16 protein-coding genes are annotated in these 18,958 nt (G+C 61.3%); 4 read left to right on the top strand and 12 right to left on the bottom strand.

The genetic code is table 11. The features are described 5' to 3' along the window. Window positions 1-124: 124 nt before the first annotated feature. Both RTH46_RS21980 and RTH46_RS21975 read right to left on the bottom strand, forming a co-directional pair. Window positions 125-478 carry a hypothetical protein gene (locus RTH46_RS21980; protein ID WP_316906616.1) on the bottom strand — a complete coding sequence of 118 codons (354 nt, stop codon included), beginning with the start codon at window positions 476-478 and terminating at the stop codon, window positions 125-127. A gap of 233 nt (window positions 479-711) precedes the next feature. Further along, window positions 712-1,167 carry a VOC family protein gene (locus tag RTH46_RS21975; RefSeq protein ID WP_316906615.1) on the bottom strand — a complete coding sequence of 152 codons (456 nt, stop codon included), beginning with the start codon at window positions 1,165-1,167 and terminating at the stop codon, window positions 712-714. Window positions 1,168-1,832: 665 nt separating this feature from the next. On the opposite strand from RTH46_RS21975, the gene RTH46_RS21970 reads away from it, so the two are divergent. Both RTH46_RS21970 and RTH46_RS21965 read left to right on the top strand, forming a co-directional pair. Continuing rightward, window positions 1,833-3,170, top strand: a complete 1,338-nt coding sequence (locus RTH46_RS21970; RefSeq protein WP_316906614.1) for a DUF1254 domain-containing protein — start codon at window positions 1,833-1,835, stop codon at window positions 3,168-3,170. A 42-nt stretch (window positions 3,171-3,212) separates the two neighbouring features. Beyond that, entirely contained in the window at window positions 3,213-4,700 is a 1,488-nt protein-coding gene (locus tag RTH46_RS21965; protein ID WP_316906613.1) for a DUF1254 domain-containing protein, read from the top strand. 367 nt (window positions 4,701-5,067) lie between these two features. Here RTH46_RS21965 and RTH46_RS21960 read toward each other — a convergent pair whose 3' ends face one another. The 6 genes from RTH46_RS21960 to RTH46_RS21935 form a co-directional block, all read right to left on the bottom strand. Next, window positions 5,068-7,719, bottom strand: coding sequence for an excinuclease ABC subunit UvrA (locus tag RTH46_RS21960; RefSeq protein WP_316906612.1), 2,652 nt, complete (start codon window positions 7,717-7,719; stop codon window positions 5,068-5,070). Between the two features lie 92 nt (window positions 7,720-7,811). Then, window positions 7,812-9,119: an NAD(P)/FAD-dependent oxidoreductase gene (locus tag RTH46_RS21955; RefSeq protein ID WP_316906611.1), complete on the bottom strand. Its 1,308-nt coding sequence runs from the start codon at window positions 9,117-9,119 to the stop codon at window positions 7,812-7,814. Window positions 9,120-9,137: 18 nt separating this feature from the next. Further along, on the bottom strand, window positions 9,138-9,968 hold the full coding sequence (gene fghA / locus RTH46_RS21950; RefSeq protein ID WP_316906610.1) for an S-formylglutathione hydrolase: 831 nt from the start codon (window positions 9,966-9,968) through the stop codon (window positions 9,138-9,140). 58 nt (window positions 9,969-10,026) lie between these two features. After that, window positions 10,027-11,361, bottom strand: a complete 1,335-nt coding sequence (locus RTH46_RS21945) for a DUF3422 family protein (protein ID WP_316906638.1) — start codon at window positions 11,359-11,361, stop codon at window positions 10,027-10,029. 157 nt (window positions 11,362-11,518) lie between these two features. Continuing rightward, the gene (locus RTH46_RS21940) at window positions 11,519-11,917 is read right to left on the bottom strand and encodes a VOC family protein (RefSeq protein WP_316906609.1); all 399 of its coding nucleotides are present in this window, start codon (window positions 11,915-11,917) and stop codon (window positions 11,519-11,521) included. A 43-nt stretch (window positions 11,918-11,960) separates the two neighbouring features. Beyond that, window positions 11,961-13,070: an S-(hydroxymethyl)glutathione dehydrogenase/class III alcohol dehydrogenase gene (locus tag RTH46_RS21935; protein WP_316906608.1), complete on the bottom strand. Its 1,110-nt coding sequence runs from the start codon at window positions 13,068-13,070 to the stop codon at window positions 11,961-11,963. Between the two features lie 158 nt (window positions 13,071-13,228). Here RTH46_RS21935 and RTH46_RS21930 point away from each other — a divergent pair, with 158 nt between their 5' ends. Then, window positions 13,229-14,134: a LysR family transcriptional regulator gene (locus RTH46_RS21930; protein ID WP_316906607.1), complete on the top strand. Its 906-nt coding sequence runs from the start codon at window positions 13,229-13,231 to the stop codon at window positions 14,132-14,134. A 53-nt stretch (window positions 14,135-14,187) separates the two neighbouring features. On the opposite strand, the gene RTH46_RS21925 is transcribed toward RTH46_RS21930, so the two are convergent. The 3 genes from RTH46_RS21925 to RTH46_RS21915 form a co-directional block, all read right to left on the bottom strand. After that, the gene (locus tag RTH46_RS21925) at window positions 14,188-14,886 is read right to left on the bottom strand and encodes an anti-sigma factor domain-containing protein (protein ID WP_316906606.1); all 699 of its coding nucleotides are present in this window, start codon (window positions 14,884-14,886) and stop codon (window positions 14,188-14,190) included. After that, a complete protein-coding gene (locus tag RTH46_RS21920) occupies window positions 14,883-15,431 on the bottom strand; it encodes a sigma-70 family RNA polymerase sigma factor (RefSeq protein ID WP_279847365.1) in 549 nt (182 codons plus the stop codon). Before RTH46_RS21920 ends, RTH46_RS21925 begins: the two co-directional genes overlap by 4 nt. 103 nt (window positions 15,432-15,534) lie before the next feature. Continuing rightward, the gene (locus RTH46_RS21915; protein WP_316906605.1) at window positions 15,535-16,062 is read right to left on the bottom strand and encodes a DUF3455 domain-containing protein; all 528 of its coding nucleotides are present in this window, start codon (window positions 16,060-16,062) and stop codon (window positions 15,535-15,537) included. A 319-nt stretch (window positions 16,063-16,381) separates the two neighbouring features. Between RTH46_RS21915 and RTH46_RS21910 the strand changes: the two genes are divergently transcribed. Beyond that, entirely contained in the window at window positions 16,382-17,344 is a 963-nt protein-coding gene (locus RTH46_RS21910) for a fimbrial protein (RefSeq protein WP_316906604.1), read from the top strand. Between the two features lie 380 nt (window positions 17,345-17,724). On the opposite strand, the gene RTH46_RS21905 is transcribed toward RTH46_RS21910, so the two are convergent. Then, entirely contained in the window at window positions 17,725-18,858 is a 1,134-nt protein-coding gene (locus RTH46_RS21905; protein ID WP_316906603.1) for an aminotransferase class V-fold PLP-dependent enzyme, read from the bottom strand. Window positions 18,859-18,958 lie beyond the last annotated feature (100 nt).

Raw genomic sequence — 18,958 nt, 5'->3', positions numbered from 1 at the left:
GGTGTTCGGTAAGGCCACTTGAACGAGGCCGGCCCGGTCACGTAGTGTCTGTTCGATACCCAACCGCTCGTCGAGCGGTAAGTCGCGGTAGCGAGCCACCGACGAGCGCCGATAAAGCTGGGGGTCATCCGCCTTTCTTGAGCGGTTCCTGATGCCCGCAGATAGAGCAATAGACGAGTTTTCCGCTGCCGGCGCTCAAGCGATCAATCGCCATCTTCCCTAAAGCTGACGCTGCAGCGGTGGCGGCGACCATCGCAAGTTTACCGAGGACACCACCACCTGAGTTGCTTGCCGCTTTCGCCGCGAGGGCTGTTACGCCAACGGCACCGGCAGTGGTGGAGGCTGCTGTCGCGGCAGCAGCGGCAGTTGCGGTCGTCGCTACAACTGCGCCGGTAAAGTGCGTATTGGACAGTTTGGCCAGCTCGCGTTGGGTGACGATCCGGGCGCTGGGGGCTTTGCACTGGTTGCAACGAATCATTTTTCCACTCCCTGATGAATTGAGTTGCTGCCTGCTCGCGGCTGGTTAGGGTACATCCTGGTCAGCATGTCCTTTGAGCCCGCTTACGCATTGTATTCAAGTACCGTGGATGCTTTCACCCCTTGTATAGGGTATGGGCCGGCACGGACGGAAGACTTGAGACATGCCTCGGCCTCCGAGGCCGCTCAATAGCCGTTTGCGGACGACCGGGCGAGTTGCCTGGCGGGCTCGTGTCAGTCAAATGCCCCCTCGATGAACGCCTCCAACGCCTGCGCCTCGATGATCTCGATGGAAAAATGCCCAAAGCGCTTAGGCAACCAGATGATCCGCGCCCCGGCCGGCGATTGCAGGTCACCGCGTGCCAGCGGCTGGCCATTCTCGTTCTCTGGCTGCACGCCGTTGGCCACCAGCTGGTCATAGGCCACTTCGATATCCAGCGTCGAGTAGCAGTGGCGGTAGATCATGCCTTCGCCGTGCTCGTCCAGCAGCACCTTGAGATTGCCCGCCAGCGGTTGCACCAGCATGAACCGCTCCTGGCCCATGCGGGCGATGGCGTAGCGCACGTGCAAGCCGCCGCGTTCCCACACCTGGGTGGTGGAAATCTCGGCGCCGAGGATCTGTTGGTAATAGGCGCAGGCCGGTTCGAGTTGGTTGACCAGTACATCCACGTGGCTGAACGTGAGTTGCATCGTGACACTCCCCTGGCTGAGGGGCTGGAGCATAACTCAGCTGATGTGCCCAATGGCGGACCAGGTATGCGCCCAATGGAATCCGGCCTATGTCGGGTGGTGGCCGCAAACCTCGCGGTATCTCGTTCGGTGTGCTACCCAGCGCTGCCGGTGAGGCTGGCAGTAATTCTGTGGGAGCGGCGGTGCGCCGATGCGACTTGCCCCGCGAAGAGGGCGGCCCATGAAAAGGAGTAGCCTGGCACGGGCTAGGCCCGTGTTCGCGGGGCAAGCCCGCTCCCACGAAGGCCAGCGTTGGGCTCACCGGCAGCTTTGGGTCGAAAGCTGTCAATCACGACCGGCAGCTTTTGACTCAGAGCGGGTAGCTATCTGCACGAGCTTTTGGCTGTTTTCCACGCCGTGGCAGGCCACTTGCAGGATGACCGTCTAGACTTCGAGACGGTTTGGAGAGCGATACGCTGAGTGTGGAATAGGCCATGCCGTTCGCCGAAGTTCGCTGATTCGTCTCCTTGGGTCCCTCACCTGCAAGGACGTCGACTATGCGAACGGCACAAACAGGCTTTAGCGCAGCCATCCTGGCCTTGTCACTCAGCGCTCCACTTGCTCAAGCCGCCGAACAACCCCAGCCAAGCGCGCCTGCGCTCACCCAGCCCAGCACGGATGCGCTCATGCATCCGGCGTACGTGAAAACCATCGCGCGCATGGCCTATCTCTGGGGCTGGCCGATGGTCAACATGATCAACCGCTACGAGCGCATCACCAAGGCGCCTCACCCGGGGCTGCTGGGCGGCATCCTGCCAGCGGCGCCGCGCGGCCAGCTGGGCATGCTGCACGATTACATCACTCCTGCCGAAACCTTTGTCACCTGCCCCAACCAGGATGTGGTGTACGGCCTTGGCTTCTTCTCCCTGGACGACGAGCCCGTGATCGCCCAGGTGCCGGACTTCGGCGAGCGCTTCTGGGTCTATGCCATGTACGACCAGCGCACCGATCAGTTCGGCGAACTCGGCAAGCCCTATGCCAGCAAGCCCGGTTTCTACCTGCTGGTGGGCCCGAACTGGAAAGGCGAGAAACCCGACGGGGTAGAAGCCATCATCCGCAGCCCCACGGCGTTGGCCAACACCATCCCTCGGGTGTTCATGGACGACACGGATGCCGACCGTGCGGCTATCCAGCAACAGCTCAACCAGATCGTCTTCTACCCGCTCAAAGACTTTGACGGCAAGATGAAGTCCATCGACTGGAAGAAAACCCCCGACATCCCGGTGCCCAATGCCGACAGCGCCAGCCAGGGCGAAACCAAGTGGGTCATCCCGGAGAAATTCTTCGATCAGTTCCCGCAAGTGCTGGACACCGTTGCGCCACTGCCCGGGGAGGAAGCGCTTTACGCGCAGTTCCGGCAACTCATGGCAATCGCCGCAAAAGACCCGGCCATCAAGAAACTGATGGTCGAAGAGGCCAAGCTGGCCGACAAGGAACTGATCGCGCCGTTCTTCCAGTGGAAACACAACGGCCGCCCAGCGGGCAATGGCTGGAACCGCTCGACCAACAATGCCCAATGGGGCGTGGACTATTTCAATCGCACCGGCACCTCCAAGTCGAACATGTTCGACAACCGCCCCAATGAAACCCAGTACTACTACACCGACTTCGATGGCAATGGTGCCCAACTCAATGGCGCCCACAGCTACGAAGTCACCTTCGCCAAAGGCGAGGAGCCACCAGTGCAGGGCTTCTGGTCGCTGACGTTGTACAACCAGCACCACCTGTTCAGCGCCAATGCGCTCAATCGATACTCGCTGGGCACCAAGAACAAAGACCTCAAGCGCAATGCCGATGGCTCGCTGACGGTCTACATAGGCCCGGTATCCCCCGGCAAGGACAAAGAGAACAACTGGCTGCCATCACCTGAAGAGTCCATCTCGCTGTATATCCGGGCCTACTGGGGCAAAGAGCCGATCCTGGATGCGAGCTGGAAGCCGCCGGTGATCAAGAAGATCAAGTAAGCCTCGCGTTGCGATTATTGTCATTGCACAGGAGATTGTTCGATGAGCACCATTCGACGGGTATTTACGCTGTCCTCCCTGGCTGCTGCGCTGGCAATCCTGCCGATGGCGCAGGCGGCGGACCAGGCACCGGCTTCGCCGCTGATCAAACAGATCAACAACGGCAACTGGCTTGAGCCCAAAGAAGCCGAAAGCCTGCGCGATGAGCTGTATTACCAGCGCGCCATCTACGCCTACATGACCATGCTGCCGGCACTCAACACCATTGGCATGAAAGACGGTTCGGAGAAAGCCTTCGGCGCCGGCTACAACGTGTTGCCGATCTGGAAGCAACGCATGGACGCGCGGACCATGGTGCCCACGCCCAACGCCGACGTGATCTACTCGATGAGCTACCTGGACCTGAAGCAGACCGGCCCGCTGGTGGTAAAGGCGCCTGGCAATGTCATCGGCATGTTCACCGATTTCTTCCAGCGCACGCTGACCGATGTCGGTGCCATCGGCCCCGACCGCGCACGCGGCGGCCTCTATCTGCTGCTGCCGCCGGACTACAACGGGCCCGTGCCGGGCGGCTACTTCCCGGTCAAGTCACGCACCTACAACGTTTTCCTGTTTTTCCGCACCGTCATGGCCAAAGGCGACGGCAAGCCTGACCCGACGCCGGCGGTCGCCAATGCCGAAACCACGCGGGTCTACCCGTTGTTCACTGTGGAGAAAGACGTCAAGCCGATGCAGTTTCCCGACGCCAGCGGCAAGGCCCTGAACATGATGTATCCGGTCGACAACACGTACTGGACCAAGCTCAAGGCCTTCGTCGACTATGAGCCGGTCGAAGCCATCGACCCTGAGTTGCGCGGTGTGCTGGCCTCGATCGGCATCATCAAGGGCGAACCTTTCAAGCCCACCGCCAGGCAGGACGAGCTGCTGAAGAAGGCTGTCGAGACTGCACCCAAGATGATCCTGGCCAATCGACAACTGGGTCGCGAAGACAAGCGCAACCTCTATTACACCGACCGCCAGTACGAAAACACCTGGGCAGGCGGTACCAACGACTGGATGCAGGACAGTTACCTGGACGTCAACCAGCGCGCCAACTTCTTCCAGTTTGCCTACTCTTCGGCACCGGCCATGGTGATGCACACCACCGGGGCCGGTTCGAAGTATCCCTTTACCGGGCGCGACAAGGACGGCAAGTTCCTCGAAGGCGGCAGCACCTACAAACTGCGCCTGCCACCGAACCCGCCCGCTGCGTTGTTCTGGGCCGTGACGGCGTACAACATCACCGACGGCACGATGCCCGAAACCAAGCAACTGCTGCCCTCCACCAATGGCTACTACGACATTCCCAAGCAGGCGGATGGTTCGCTGGAGATCTGGTTCGGCCCCGAAAAACCGGCAGAAGTGGCGGACGCAGCCTTCATCCAGACCATACCGGGACGGAATTTCCTCGTGGCCTTGCGCTTGTATGGGACTGAGGACGCCTTTTACGACCAGACATGGAAGCCGGATGATGTGGTGAAGGTCAGGTAAGACGATTTCTGATCGCCACAACCAGGAGCTGTGTGTCGAAAGTAGCCATTCACGACGGGCAGCTAACGACCCAAAGCTGCCGGTGAGCTCAACAGTAATCTTTGTGGGAGCGGGCTTGCCCCGCGAACACGGGCGTAGCCCGTGCCAGGCTACTCCTTTTCATGGGCCGGCCTCTTCGCGGGGCAAGCCCGCTCCCACAGAACCACTGCCAGCCTCACCGGCAGCTTCGGGTCGTGAATGGCTGCTTTCGACCCATAGCTGCCCTTCATCACGGGCAGCAAGTCATCAGCCGATAGATACGCAGCTCCTGCTCACAGTTGTCTCGGAGGTCAGAAGGCCTCCATGAAGGCCTGGCCACTTCAACAGGCTACTGGGCGAGCGCCAATTCCTTCGCAAGAAAGGGTGCGGTTCGGCTATTTGCCATTCGAGCCACCTGCTGAGGGGAACCCGCCGCCACGATGCTGCCGCCGGCAGCGCCCGCACCGGGCCCCACGTCGATCACCCAGTCGGCCTGGGCCACCGCGCGCATGTCGTGCTCGATCATCACCACGGTGTTGCCGGCATCGACCAAACGCTGCAACTGCACCAGCAACCGATCGGCATCCGCCGCATGCAGCCCGGTGGTCGGTTCATCGAGCACGTACAGGCTGCGGCCGCGTTGGCTGCGTTGAAGCTCGGTCGCCAGCTTGATGCGCTGTGCCTCACCACCGGAAAGTTCCGTGGCCGGCTGCCCCAGGCGCAGGTAGCCCAACCCGATATCACGCAGCAATTGGAGGGGCCGGGCCACGGCGTCTTCACCCGCAAAGAACTCGCTGGCTTCGTCCACGGTCATCTGCAGCACCGCAGCGATGTTGCGCCCATTCCATTGCACTTCCAGCGTCGCGTCGTTGTAGCGTGCGCCATGGCACGTCGGGCACGGCGCATACACACTGGGCATGAACAGCAGCTCCACGCTGACGAAGCCCTCACCCTCGCAGGTCTCGCAGCGCCCCTTGGCCACGTTGAACGAGAAGCGTCCGGCGTCATATCGGCGGCGACGCGCATCGGGCGTGGCGGCGAACAGCTTGCGCACGTGGTCGAACAGGCCGGTGTAAGTGGCCAGATTGGACCGGGGCGTGCGCCCGATCGGCTTCTGATCCACCTGCACCAGGCGCTGAACGGCGTCCACGTCACCGGCCAGATGACCGCCGGTCGCTTCGATCACTGCCGGCCCTTCGCTGGTGGCGCTTTGGGCAGCATCGTCTTCAGGCTCGTGGCCCAGGTGCAGCAGCACCAGCTCCGGCAGGGCCTGCGCGACAAGGCTGGACTTGCCAGAGCCGGAGATGCCGGTGACCGCTGTCAGCACGCCCAGCGGAATACGCGCATCCACGCCACGCAGGTTATGCCGGTGGATGCCCTGCAGCTGCAGCCAGCCGGTCGCTTCGCGTGCTCGGCGCCCCGGCGTGGGGATTTCGTCGAACAGGTAGCGTGCAGTGTGCGACTCGGCAATCTTGCGCAGGCCATCCGGCTCGCCGCTGTAGAGCACGCGACCGCCACGTTCCCCGGCATCCGGCCCGACATCGACGAGCCATTGCGCGCGGCGCATCAGGGCCAGGTCGTGCTCCACCACGAAAACCGAATTGCCAGCGTCGCGCAGCCGGTCGAGTGCGTCATACAGGGCCTGGCTGTCGGAGGGGTGCAGCCCCGCCGAGGGCTCGTCGAGCACGTACACGACGCCGAACAGCAGGGAACTCAACTGTGTGGCCAGTCGCAGGCGTTGCAATTCGCCGGCCGAAAGCGTCGGTGTGGCGCGGTCCAGCGTCAGGTATCCAAGCCCCAGGCCACGCAGTTGGTGCAGGCGTGCCATCACTCCAGCGGCCAGGCGCTGCGCGGCGAGACGCTTTTCTTCCGACAGCGCGCTGGTGCGGCGCACGTCGGGCGAAACTGCATGGACGGAACGGCCGGAAGCAGCGCGTTCGGCACGGTCGCGCCGAGTCGTTTGCTTGTCCGTATCCGCCCCCGCGGCATGGGCGCGGAAATCGCCCTGGGCAATGGGGTCGAGCAGGGCAGCCAGCTGGTCCAGCGGCATCTGCATGAAAGCGCCGATGTCCACGCCGGCGAAGGTCACCGACAGCGCCTCGGGCTTGAGCCGCTTGCCGTGGCAGGCGGGGCACGGCTTGCCTTCCATGAAGCGGGACACGCGCTTTCTCATCAGCGCGCTCTGGGTATTGGCAAAGGTGTGCAGCACATAGCGTCGGGCGCCGGTGAACGTGCCCATGTAGCTCGGCTCCATCTTGCGCTTGAGCGCGGCGCGGGTTTCGGCAGGCGTGAAGCCGGCGTACACCGGCACCGTCGGTGTTTCCTCGGTGAACAGAATCCAGTCGCGGTCCTTCTTCGACAGGTCCTTCCACGGCCGGTCAACGTCGTAGCCCATGCTGACCAGGATGTCGCGCAGGTTCTGCCCTTGCCAGGCGGGGGGCCAGGAGGCGATCGCCCGCTCGCGGATGCTCAAGGAGGGATCGGGCACCATGATGGCCTCGGTCACCTCATACACATGGCCCAAGCCGTGGCAGGTCGGGCACGCCCCTTGCGGCGTATTGGGTGAAAAGTCCTCGGCGTACAGCATCGGCTGGTTGGCCGGGTAAGCGCCGGCACGCGAATACATCATCCGCACCAGGCTGGAGAGGGTGGTCACACTGCCCACGGAGGAACGCGTGTTGCTGGAGCCTCGCTGCTGCTGCAGCGCCACCGCCGGCGGCAGGCCATCGATCGCATCGACGTCCGGCACGCCGACCTGGTCGATCAGTCGCCGCGCATAGGGGGCCACAGACTCGAAGTAGCGCCGCTGAGCCTCGGCATAGATAGTGCCAAAGGCAAGCGAGGACTTCCCGGAGCCGGAGACACCCGAGAACACCACCAGCGCGTTGCGCGGGATGGAAACGTCCACCTCTTTGAGGTTGTTCTCGCGCGCACCGCGCACCTGCACGAGGCCGCTGGCTGCGGCAGTACAAGAGGATTCACCGAAAGAAGCTTCTGGCATGTTCGTATCCTGTAGTTCGTGAGGTAGCGATGGGCCGATTTCGCGGCAGGTCGGTCAAGCGTCCGGGCTTGCCCACCTCGAATGTGAGACGCTCAATCAAGTGAGCCAGCTTTATCCAGCGCCTTGGGCGCTTTGTCGGTAATCGCAGGCATGATGATGCGAGAGCCACGGTAGCCGATGCTGTGGTTCCATGCCCAGCTCAACGCGACGCTGAGACGATTTCGCGTGCCGATCAGAAAGTAGATATGCGCGAGTTTCCAGATCCACCACGCAAAGGCACCACGCAGTTTCACCCGCCCCATGTCAATGACTGCCAGGCTGCGGCCAATGGTGGCCAGGTTCCCCTGATGCCGGTACTTGAAAGGCCCGTCGGCAGGCTTGCCCTGCAAACGCCGGCCAATGAGGTTGGCGACGTACTTCCCTTGCTGTTTGGCTGCCGGGGCGATGCCCGGTACGGGCTTGCCATCGGCCATGGTGCACGAGGCGGTATCACCAATGACGAAGACCTCCGGGTGACCGGCCACCGTCAGGTCGGGTTCAACGACCACTCGACCAGCACGATCGGACGCGGCACCCAACCAGCGAGCCGCCGGAGACGCCTGGACGCCGGCGGCCCAGACGATGGTCTTGGCCGAAAGGCGCTGGCCGCCATGCACCACGCCGTCAGCCGAGCATTCGGTGACCGGCGAACCCAGCACGACCTCGACCCCGAGCTTCTCGAGCGCTCGGCGCGTATAGGCCGACAGATCCTCTGGGAAGACCGACAACAGGCGCGGCCCCGCCTCGATCAGCACAACACGCGATGTGCTCGGGTCGATTGAGCGAAAGTCACGGGTCAGCGTGTCGCGTGCAAGCTCGGCGATGGTTCCGGCCAATTCAACCCCGGTGGGCCCACCACCGATGATGACGAACGTCTGCAGCGCGGCACGCTGTTGCGGGTCGCTGGTGCGCTCTGCCTCCTCGAAGGCCGCGAGGATTCGGCCCCGAATGGTCGTGGCATCTTCCAGCGTTTTCAAACCCGGTGCGAAAGCCCCCCATTCGTCGTGTCCGAAGTAGGCATGGGTGGCACCTGTCGCGAGCACGAGCGTGTCGTAGGTTTGCCGCGATCCATTGTTGAGAATGACCTGGCGCGCGTTCTGGTCGATACCTTCCACTTCCGCCATCAAGGTGTTCACTTCCGGGCGATTGCGAAACAGATGGCGAATAGGCCAGGCGATCTCCGATGTCGAAAGTGACGCCCCTGCAACCTGGTAAAGCAAGGGTTGGAACAGGTGATGATTGCGCCGATCGATGATCGTCACATCGACCTCGGCGCCCGCAAGCCGGTTGGCAACCTCGATCCCGCCGAAGCCCGCTCCGATGATGACGACGTGATGTCGGTTTTCAGAGGTCTTTTTCATGACCTGGTCTCCTCTGTGTCAGCGTTTCAGCGCCGATGCGTGATGTGCCATATGCTCGCCAATGAAACTGGCAATGAAGTAGTAGCTGTGGTCATGGCCTGGGCGCAGATTCAACCTGAGCGGGTGCCCCGTCTCGTCGCAGGCTTTGCGCAGCAGTTCGGGCTGAAGCTGGCTGTCCAGGAACTCGTCGGCCAAGCCCTGATCCACCAGCAACGGCAAACGCTCCTGCACAGTGCGAATCAGTTCCACGGTGTCGTACTGCTTCCAGGCTTCCCGATCGCTGCCCAGGTACGCCTCGAAGGCTTTTTGCCCCCAGGGAACCTGGGTCGGGGCGACGATGGGCGAGAAGGCCGAGACGCTTTGATAACGGCCCGGGTTGCGCAGGGCGATGACCAGGGCGCCATGCCCACCCATGGAGTGGCCGCTGATGCTCCGCTGTGCTGTCACGGGAAAGTGGGCCTCGATCAGCGCCGGTAGTTCCTGCGCGACGTAGTCATACATCCGAAAGTTCGCAGCCCAGGGTTGCTGCGTGGCATTGACGTAGAAACCCGCACCCTGCCCAAGGTCATAGGCAGGATCGTCGGCAATGCCTTCGCCGCGAGGGCTGCTATCGGGCGCGACGACGGCAATGCCATGTTCGGCCGCGTAGCGCTGGACGGCGGACTTGGTGATGAAGTTCTGCTCGGTGCAGGTCAGGCCTGAAAGCCAGTACAGCACCGGCACCTTGCCGTGCTGCGCTTGCGCAGGCAGATAGACGCCGACTTTCATCGTGCAACCGAGTGTTGTGGAGGCGTGCTGATAGACGTCCTGCCAACCATCAAAGCTGGCGTGATGTTCGAGGCGTTCCATGTTGTTCTCCAATGTTCAAACGAACGGCACAGCGATCGCGTGCCAGGACGGCGGCGCGTCAGGAAGATTTCTGGTCCGCTGCCGTGTCGCCGTGGGCGTGCCTGATCCTGCGCACCACCCACCAGATCGACAGCATCACCATGGGCACCAGAGCCGCCGTCACCGGCGCCACAACGTTGTGGATGATCGCGATGCCTTTGAGCAGATAGCCGAGAAGACTCACGACGTAATAAGAAATTGCCGCGACCGACAGGCCTTCGACGGTTTGCTGAAGGCGCAATTGCATCTTGGCCCGGTTGTTCATCGAAGCCAGCAGATCGCGGTTCTGGCGTTCGAGTTCGACGTCGACCCAGGAACGCAGCAGCGCGATGGCCCGGGTAAGCTTGTCGGAGAGCTTGGCCTGGCGCTCCTTTACCGATTGGCATGTGCGCATGGCCGGAGCGATGCGACGCTGCAGGAAGTCCGCCCAGGTGCAGTACCCGGATACGGCTTCTTCAGAGAGCGCAGCCAGCCTTTCTTCGACTATCTCGTAGTAGGCACGGCTGGCGCCGAAGCGATAGAGATTCGCTGCAACGCCAGCTTCCAGCTCGGCAGCCAGGCCGGTCAGTTCGGAAAGCAGCACGTCGTTGTCGCGCCGTTCTGCCAGGCTCGTGCACATCTCTTCGGTGATCGTTGCAAGGCGCGACTCCATGCGTCGCAGCTTCGCCCCCATCGATCGTGTCAGCGGCAGGGACAGCAACGCCAAGGTGCGGTATGTCTCGACCTCCAACAGACGTTGAGCCAGCGCTCCCGCCCGTGCTGGGGTCAAGTCGCGGGTAAGGACGAGGATCTGCGTCAGGCCATCCTCATCCTGTCTGAAGTCGGTCAGGATGGCGGCAGAGCCGTTCTCCACCAGCGAGTAGCACAGGCCGGCAGGATCGAAGCGATTGGCTTCCTGTTCCGTTTCCGGCGTCCATGGCAGAAGTTTCAAACGGATGCCGGATATGACCGGGCCCGGAGCCACAAACCCATGCTTGAACGGATTCTCGCCGCACGGCTCTCCCGTCTCGCAATCCAGCGAAGCGCACCAGAGATAGGTCGAGAACTCGGTGTGCTTTTCGCAGTGCAGGCCTCCCTCATCCCATGTCACGCCATGAAGCGGCGTAGCGTGGTCGGGTTCGCCAGTATTGAAACGATGAGATAACGTGCTCATCGCCATTTGATCCTTGGCCACGTCGCCTTCAGTCATGAAAGCGAGCTGCAGTATGCCGCGAGGGGCCTGAAGCAACAGATGCGGGCGCGCGTGCACTTCGTCCACGGCTGCCGCACGATCGGCAAAGGCCGGCATGCCGTACACGGTGGTGGTCGGGGAGGGGAGCGCGGTCGTCGTGTTGGTGTGAGCCGGTTCTTTCATAACGACCTCATCTCTGATTGGTTGAAAACACACTTCAAGGCTCAAGCCCGCAGCCATGCGTTTCACACATGGCTGCGGGCCGTTCTTCATCAGCTGGCACCGTCGCTGTACAGCGGCTTGTGCTGACCCGTTCAGAACGCCCTCAGCCTTGTTGCTTTCAGACGAAGGTGTACGAACAGACCTTGTTGCCCGCCGGATCACGCAGGTAGGCCGCATAGGCCCCCGGCAGGTGACTACGTGCGCCAGGTTGCCCCTCGTCTGTGCCGCCTGCGGCAAGGCCGGCGGCGTGGAAGGCATCCACTTCGGCGGGAGTGGCGGCCGCAAAGCCGATCGTCATGCCGTTGCTGGAGGGCGCTTCACCATTGCCCGGGCGGGCGACGATGAAAGCCGGCTTTTCGCGACCGAAAAGCACCCAGCCATTGCCGAACGGGCCGAGGTTGTTGATGCCGAGGGCACCCAGTGCGGCGTCGTAGAATGCGGCCGACTTCTGAACGTCGGCGGCACCGATGAAGACGTGCGAGAAGATGCCGTCGCCGGAGATGACAGGATTGGACATGGCTAATTTCCTTGATGGTTGGTGTTGAGTGGTTTGTGGGTGATCAGTAGTGGATCACTGTGCGAATCGACTTGCCTTCATGCATCAGGTCGAAGGCCTTGTTGATGTCTTCGAGGCCCATGGTGTGGGTGACGAAGGGGGCGAGGTCGATCTCGCCTTTCATGGCGTCTTCCACCATGCCCGGGAGTTGGGAACGCCCCTTGACGCCGCCGAATGCCGAGCCCTTCCAGGTGCGGCCGGTAACCAGCTGGAACGGACGGGTAGAGATTTCCTTGCCGGCACCGGCCACGCCGATGACGATCGATTGGCCCCAACCACGGTGGGCTGCTTCCAGGGCCGAACGCATCACGTTGACGTTACCGATGCACTCGAAGGTGTGATCGACACCCCAGCCGGTCATCTCGATGAGCACCTCGTGGATCGGCTTGTCGAAGTCCTTCGGGTTAAGGCATTCGGTGGCGCCGAAGGTACGAGCCAGTTCGAACTTCGCCGGATTGGTGTCGATGGCGATGATGCGACCCGCCTTGGCCTGGCGTGCACCCTGAATCGCCGCGAGACCGATGCCGCCGAGGCCGAAGATGGCCACCGAGTCGCCCGGCTGCACTTTGGCCGTGTTGTGAACGGCGCCGATGCCGGTGGTCACACCGCAACCCAGCAGGCAGACATGCTCGGGGTTGGCGTTCGGGTTGATCTTGGCCAGCGAGACTTCGGCGACCACCGTGTATTCGCTGAAGGTCGAGCAGCCCATGTAGTGGTAAAGCGGCTGGCCGTTGTACGAGAAGCGGGTCGTGCCATCGGGCATCAAGCCCTTGCCCTGGGTGGCGCGAACCGCAACACACAGGTTGGTCTTGCCGGACTTGCAGAACAGGCACTCGCCGCATTCGGCGGTGTACAGCGGAATGACGTGATCGCCAGGTTTGACGCTGGTCACACCTTCACCCACCTCCACCACGATACCCGCCCCCTCGTGGCCCAGTACGACCGGGAACAGACCTTCGGGGTCGTCGCCCGACAGGGTGAAGGCGTCGGTATGGCAAACGCCAGTATTGGTGATCCTGACGAGCACTTCGCCCTTGCGCGGCGGCTCGACGTCGATCTCAACGATTTCCAGCGGCTTTCCAGGCCCGAAGGCGACTGCGGCACGTGATTTCATGATGTCGTTTCCTCGTTAACTGGTTCAGGAGCGGAGCATTCCGCTGTGTTGTCAGTTTGAGAAACGGCAGAGGTGTTGTATATGGAATTGTCGCGATTTTATAATTCCTCAATTTGGAATAATTGGCGTATGACGATACTGGCCATGAGGCGTGGGCAATGACCAAAGATATCGAACTGCTGCGCATATTCCGGGTGGCGGCCGAAAGCAGCAGTTTTCGCGACGCAGCCGTGCGTCTGGGGACTTCCCCGCAAGGCGTCACGCGAGCCATTCAGCAACTGGAGAGGCACTACGGCGAGGTGCTGTTCCATCGCAGTACGCGACAGGTGCGCATTACCGCCTATGCCGAAGGCCTGCTGGAGCAGGTACGTCCCGTGCTGGAGCGGTTCGAGGATCTATGGCGACCGCCTGTGGCCGATCAGCAGGATGTGCTGTCGGGCACGGTGCGCATCACCGCACCGCACAGCCTGGGTACCAGAGCCGTTCTACCGGCGTTGGAGCGCGTTGCCGAGCGTCATCCCGGGATCACCCTGGATGTGCGCCTGTCCGACCGCATCAGCAATACGGTCGACGACGGGATCGACGTTGGCATCCGGGTCGGGTTCATGCGCGATAGTCGCTTCGTCGCGCGCAGGGCAGGCGACATGAGGCTGCCCATCGTTGCTGCGCCACGTCTTATCGAGAAAGTAGGCGCACCTGGCGATATCGATGCGCTGGCCGGCCTGCCGATCGCCGCAGCTCTGGACACCAATACCGGCCGCCCCTGGCCCTGGCATTTCAAAGCGGGACAGCAGTGGATACCCGCAGCTCCCACCCTTATTGCCGACAATGCCGACATGGAAATAGGCGCGGCATTGGCCGGGGTTGCCTTCGCCCAACTGGCGGACTACATGGCGGCTCCCTACATTGCCAGCGGGCAACTCGTGCAGGTGTTGCAAGACGAAGAACCTCCGGCATGGGGGTTGTACGTCTATCGACCTCAGCGTGGCCCCGTTCCGGGAAGGGTTCGAGTGGTGTTTGATGAAATGCTGGCGGCTGTTGGGGCGCTGCCAGCTTTGCGCTGACACGCCGCAACGCGCTGTTGGACCTGCGTCGTGGAAAGCGAGGCACTTTTGGGTCAGATCACTTTCACCGCGCGGCCAATGAACTTGACCGGCCCCGTCGGCAGCCCGGTGGGCGAACCGCCGGATTTCTCCAATGTCAGCTCGAACAATTGATTGGCTTCCAGCGGTGGCAGGCTCTGTAGCGGAACGCGATAGGGCTCTCCGGGCTTGACCAGGCCCAGTGAAACCGGTGCGCGCCACTGTTCGCCCTTGGTCCAGAACTGCAGGGCCATGCCTTCGGGGACAACATCCCGGCCAAGCGGGATCAGCTCGATCATGCGGCTGTCGCTGGTCTGCACCACCCAGCCGGCGGTCTGGCTGCTCGGCGCCACCAACACCACCACGAATTGAGTGGTGGGCGGGGGCGCAGTCAGCAAGGTAAACGCCAGGACCGCGCTTGCAGCCAGCCCCGCAGCACTCAGTCCTTGCCACAGGCCGAGGCGTCGCCACCATTTGACGCGCTGTTGTACGGAGGGTGCGGCAAGCTCATTCAGGCTGCGCTGAATACGGCCCCACAGGCGGGCGCTCGGTGGTTGCGGTGCAGCCAGCGCGGTCAGCTCCAGCAAACGTGCCTCCCAGGCATCCACGGCGGCGCGCAAAGCCGGATCGTTGCCCAGGCGCTCGGTCACTGTGGCGTGTTGCTGTGGCGACAGGGTTCCCAGCACGAACTCGCCGGCGAGGCTGTCCAGTTCCTCGGTAGTACCCGGCTTCATTCCAGGCACTCCCGCAATGCCTTGAGGCTGCGCTTGATCCAGGCTTTGACGGTGCCCAATGGCGCCCCCAGCAGCCCGGCGATTTCGGCGTGGCTGCAGCCGTCCACATAGGCGTGCAGGATGCAACGCTGCGGTGCAGGCTGCAGTTTTTCAAGGCAACGGTAGATCTTCGCCGATCCTGACCAGAGGTCAATGTCATCGAATCCCCCGTGCAATGTGGGCGTCGTATCCATATCGGCTTCGTCCAGCACGGTTTCACGGCGGGTATCGCGGATCGAATTCAGCGCCAGGTGACGGGTGATGCTGTAGATCCAGCCGCGCGCCGAGCCGCGTGCGGGGTCGAAGCTGGCGGCGCGGGTCCAGATGCGGATGAACGCATCGTGGACGATATCTTCTGCGCTGGCGTCGTCACGCGCGATGCGCCGGGCAACGCCCAGCAGGCGCGCGCCTTCGTGGTCGTAAAGTGCCTGCAGGGCGCGCCGGTCGCCCTGTGCGCAGGCCTCAAGGCAGCGGTGGAAGTCGAAGGGGGCGACAGGCGAGTTCAACGTGTGCAGCTTCCTTGTGTCATGCAAGGTACCCCGGCCATCCAGCCGGGGGCTTGCCAACGAGCGTAGATGAACGATTGCAAGGTGTCTGCTCAAGTGCGTCTTACTTGGCTGTCCAGAACACATAGTCGGCCTGGTACTGGACGACCTGCCTGGCACCTTTGTTCTGCGCCGTGCAGTCGCTGGCCGGCGCCACCCCGCCGCGGGTGGCCAGGCGCTGGATATAGCTGACCCCCTGCATGGCGCCTTTGCCTTCGGCCGGGTTGGCCTTGACCAGTTGATAGGGGATGGCGCCCTTGTCTGCGGGGGCCACTGCCAGCTGGGTGCCGGTGACTTTCGATCCATCCTTGGCCTGCCAGGTGGCGGGTGGGCCGTAGTAATCGCCCACCTGTTTGCCGGCACGGTCATTGAGCACGGCCTTGGGGCCGACGAAGGTCCATTCGGTCTGGCCGGGGGTGTTGGCCTTGTCGCGGCACTCGTAGGTGATCTCGCCGACACCGACGGTCTCGAGCAAGACGCGATGGCCATCGGGGACCTTGACCGCATCTGGCAGTGCGGATTGGGCGTGAGCGGGTTGCAGCGCCAGGGCGAGGCTGCAGGCGAGCAGGCAGGTGGAGGGTTTGAGGCTCATGGGTCGTGCTCCTGACAGGTCATTTGGCTGGGCAGTTACTGGCTGCCCATAAGCAATACCCGCCAACGGGTGGACTGGATGCACTTTGTGGGGAAAAAAGCTCATCACGACCGGCAGCTGACGATCCAGAGCGGACGGTGGCGAATGCCCGCAATCGGCCAAAAGCGGACGCTGGACAGGACAGCTACCCAACCTGGACCAAATTCCACCTAGCGTATCGCCATCGAGTACCATCGGCTCCACGCACTAAGAATCGTCTGATTTATTTAACAAGCACCAACCCTTTATGGTGTTAATTAAATATTTCGGAATTTGTTCTGTGCGCAAACTCATGATAAAAAAGAAAGTGCCATTAATTATTATATTTCTGCTTTGCTGTTTTGTGAGTGCGGCATCAGCAACATGCCGCTTCGTTAACAATACTAAACAGTACTTAACCCGAATAGACATTCCGAATACAATTGCAATCCCGCGTGACGCCCCCGTCGGTTCAATTTTATTCGAAAGCCCCGATAGAGTCTTTGAGAATGGTGAAGACCCAACATTCTCGTGCGACGTTGATACTCCCACAGGGGTAAAAAATAATGTAGGAACCACCACGCCTGGCACGACGTCCTTTCCGATAGGTAACACAGGGATGTCCTGGCAGTGGGTATATAAGTCTAACGCCCGACACGGCTATCCTTATAGCACTACGCCGGCCAATAAAAGCTATTGGTTCAATAACACTACCCACCATATACGAATTATAAAAACGGGCGATATCACTAGTGGTGCAAAAATACCTTCGGGAGTGCTAGGCTTTTATGCTGTTGGCGATTTAGCCGTCATAGGCATAAAAACGAATGAAAGCGTTATAACCTCAATGTCTTGCGAGACCCCAGACATCACTGTTGAAATGGGGGGTGATTATAAGCTAAGCGACTTTAATCTCGCCACAAGAACCACAAGAAGGGTAGATTTCAATTTAATATTAAATAACTGCCCGGCCGGCATCAGGAGCGTGCGTTATATGCTCAAGGAAAACACCGCGCCGATTAACGAATCTCAAGGCATTGTCTCACTTAACAAAAGCTCAACCGCCAAGGGCGTCGCCTTACAGCTGTTCGACGCGAACGGCAATCCCATTCCATTGAAAACTCCTCAAAACTTCGCAGGCTACGGTATTAATGGAGGGAATTTCATGATCCCCATGAGTGCCAGCTACTATCGCATGCATTCTGAATCATTGGAGCCGGGCACGGCGAATACCGAAGTGACGTTCATCATGACCTACCTCTGACGTTAATCGTCATAGGTACCGAAGTTGCAGAAACATCTTCTACCACCCACTGACACTCTGCCGATGATCGTCCACCATGTTGAAGATCAATGCCGAATGAGTAATTGACGGCCAAGAGAATAATGCTGGTACTCCAGCACGGTCATGAGCTTTCGCCGGTTCTCCCGCTCGCACATTAATCCGTACGAGCAGGCTAGAGACCAGCATGGCGGAGTCGGTGGCTGCCGGGACCCTACTGGCAGCGGTGGAGTCTGCACTGCAGGTGCCTGCTTGCCTTAACTGAGGTGTATGACAGCTTTGGGTCGAAAGCGGTCAATTACGAGCGGCAGCTTTCGACCCAACGTGGGCTCCCGCAGCTGTGCTGCCGCCCGGAGAAAAGCTCAGTTCAACATCACTTCGTCCAGTGCCTGCTCAAGCGTGCTGACCGTACGCTCGATATTGTGCAGTTTTTCGAGCCCGAACAGACCGATACGGAAGGTCTGGAAGTCGGCCGGCTCGTCGCATTGCAACGGCACACCGGCAGCGATCTGCAGGCCGTGCTCGGCAAATTTCTTGCCGTTCTTGATGTCGGCATCATCGGTGTAGCTCACCACTACGCCCGGGGCTTGGAACCCGGTTGCGGCCACGCTCCTGATGCCTTTGCCGGTCAACATGGCGCGCACCCGCTTGCCCAGAGCCCACTGTTCGTCGCGGACCTTGTCGAAGCCGTAGGCTTGCGTCTCGTTCATCACGTCGTTGAATCGCGCCAGCGCATCGCTGGGCATGGTCGCATGGTAGGCATGTCCGCCCTGTTCGTAGGCCTGCATGATCTGCAGCCACTTTTTCAGGTCGCAGGCAAAGCTGCTGCTTTGCGTGTGCTCGATGCGCTCGAGGGCCAAGGCACTGAGCATCACCAGGGCGCAGCAAGGGGAGGCGCTCCAGCCTTTCTGCGGTGCGCTGATCAGCAGGTCGACGGCGCACTTGTGCATATCGACCCAAAGCGTGCCTGAGGCGATGCAGTCCAGCACGAACAGGCCGCCCACCGCATGCACGGCGTCGCCGACAGCGCGCAGGTAATCGTCGGGCAGGATGATCCCGGATGAGGTTTCAACGTGGGGGGCGAAGACAATCTGCGGCTTGTGCGTCTCGATGGCCGCCAGCACTTCGTCCAGAGGTGGTGGCGCGTAGGCTGCCTGGCGACCGGTGTCGACCGGCCGGGCTTTGAGCACCGTGGTGGCCGCCGGGATGTTGCCCATCTCAAGGATCTGGCTCCAGCGATAACTGAACCAGCCGTTGCGGATCACCAGGCATTGCTGGCCGGTGGCAAACTGTCGCGCTACCGCTTCCATGCCGAATGTACCGCTGCCCGGCACTACCGCAACAGCCTGGGCGTTGTAGACCTGTTTCAGGGTCTTGGAGATGTTCTTCATCACCCCCTGAAATGTCTGCGACATGTGATTGAGGGAGCGGTCGGTGTAGACCACCGAGTACTCGACCAGCCCCTCAGGATCAATGCAGGGATAAAGCTTCGACATACGGTGACTCCTTTACCAGAGATGTCATTGGTATGGACCCTGTTCCAAGCCCTGGCAAATGACAAGATTGATTGGGGCTGGACGTTCAAGTTAGCAGCCA

This window comes from Pseudomonas sp. zfem004, assembly GCF_032621715.1.
Lineage (GTDB): Bacteria > Pseudomonadota > Gammaproteobacteria > Pseudomonadales > Pseudomonadaceae > Aquipseudomonas > Aquipseudomonas sichuanensis.
Note: the sequence above shows the minus strand (reverse complement) of the source record. Positions and strands in the feature narration are given on the sequence as shown.

Bases quoted from the DNA above. Each gene is read 5' to 3' on its own strand.
- RTH46_RS21980 (WP_316906616.1), bottom strand. From the start codon at position 478: ATGATTCGTTGCAACCAGTGCAAAGCCCCCAGCGCCCGGATCGTCACC.
- RTH46_RS21975 (WP_316906615.1), bottom strand. From the start codon at position 1,167: ATGCAACTCACGTTCAGCCACGTGGATGTACTGGTCAACCAACTCGAA.
- RTH46_RS21970 (WP_316906614.1), top strand. From the start codon at position 1,833: ATGCATCCGGCGTACGTGAAAACCATCGCGCGCATGGCCTATCTCTGG.
- RTH46_RS21965 (WP_316906613.1), top strand. From the start codon at position 3,213: ATGAGCACCATTCGACGGGTATTTACGCTGTCCTCCCTGGCTGCTGCG.
- RTH46_RS21960 (WP_316906612.1), bottom strand. From the start codon at position 7,719: ATGCCAGAAGCTTCTTTCGGTGAATCCTCTTGTACTGCCGCAGCCAGC.
- RTH46_RS21955 (WP_316906611.1), bottom strand. From the start codon at position 9,119: ATGAAAAAGACCTCTGAAAACCGACATCACGTCGTCATCATCGGAGCG.
- fghA (WP_316906610.1), bottom strand. From the start codon at position 9,968: ATGGAACGCCTCGAACATCACGCCAGCTTTGATGGTTGGCAGGACGTC.
- RTH46_RS21945 (WP_316906638.1), bottom strand. From the start codon at position 11,361: ATGAAAGAACCGGCTCACACCAACACGACGACCGCGCTCCCCTCCCCG.
- RTH46_RS21940 (WP_316906609.1), bottom strand. From the start codon at position 11,917: ATGTCCAATCCTGTCATCTCCGGCGACGGCATCTTCTCGCACGTCTTC.
- RTH46_RS21935 (WP_316906608.1), bottom strand. From the start codon at position 13,070: ATGAAATCACGTGCCGCAGTCGCCTTCGGGCCTGGAAAGCCGCTGGAA.
- RTH46_RS21930 (WP_316906607.1), top strand. From the start codon at position 13,229: ATGACCAAAGATATCGAACTGCTGCGCATATTCCGGGTGGCGGCCGAA.
- RTH46_RS21925 (WP_316906606.1), bottom strand. From the start codon at position 14,886: ATGAAGCCGGGTACTACCGAGGAACTGGACAGCCTCGCCGGCGAGTTC.
- RTH46_RS21915 (WP_316906605.1), bottom strand. From the start codon at position 16,062: ATGAGCCTCAAACCCTCCACCTGCCTGCTCGCCTGCAGCCTCGCCCTG.
- RTH46_RS21905 (WP_316906603.1), bottom strand. From the start codon at position 18,858: ATGTCGAAGCTTTATCCCTGCATTGATCCTGAGGGGCTGGTCGAGTAC.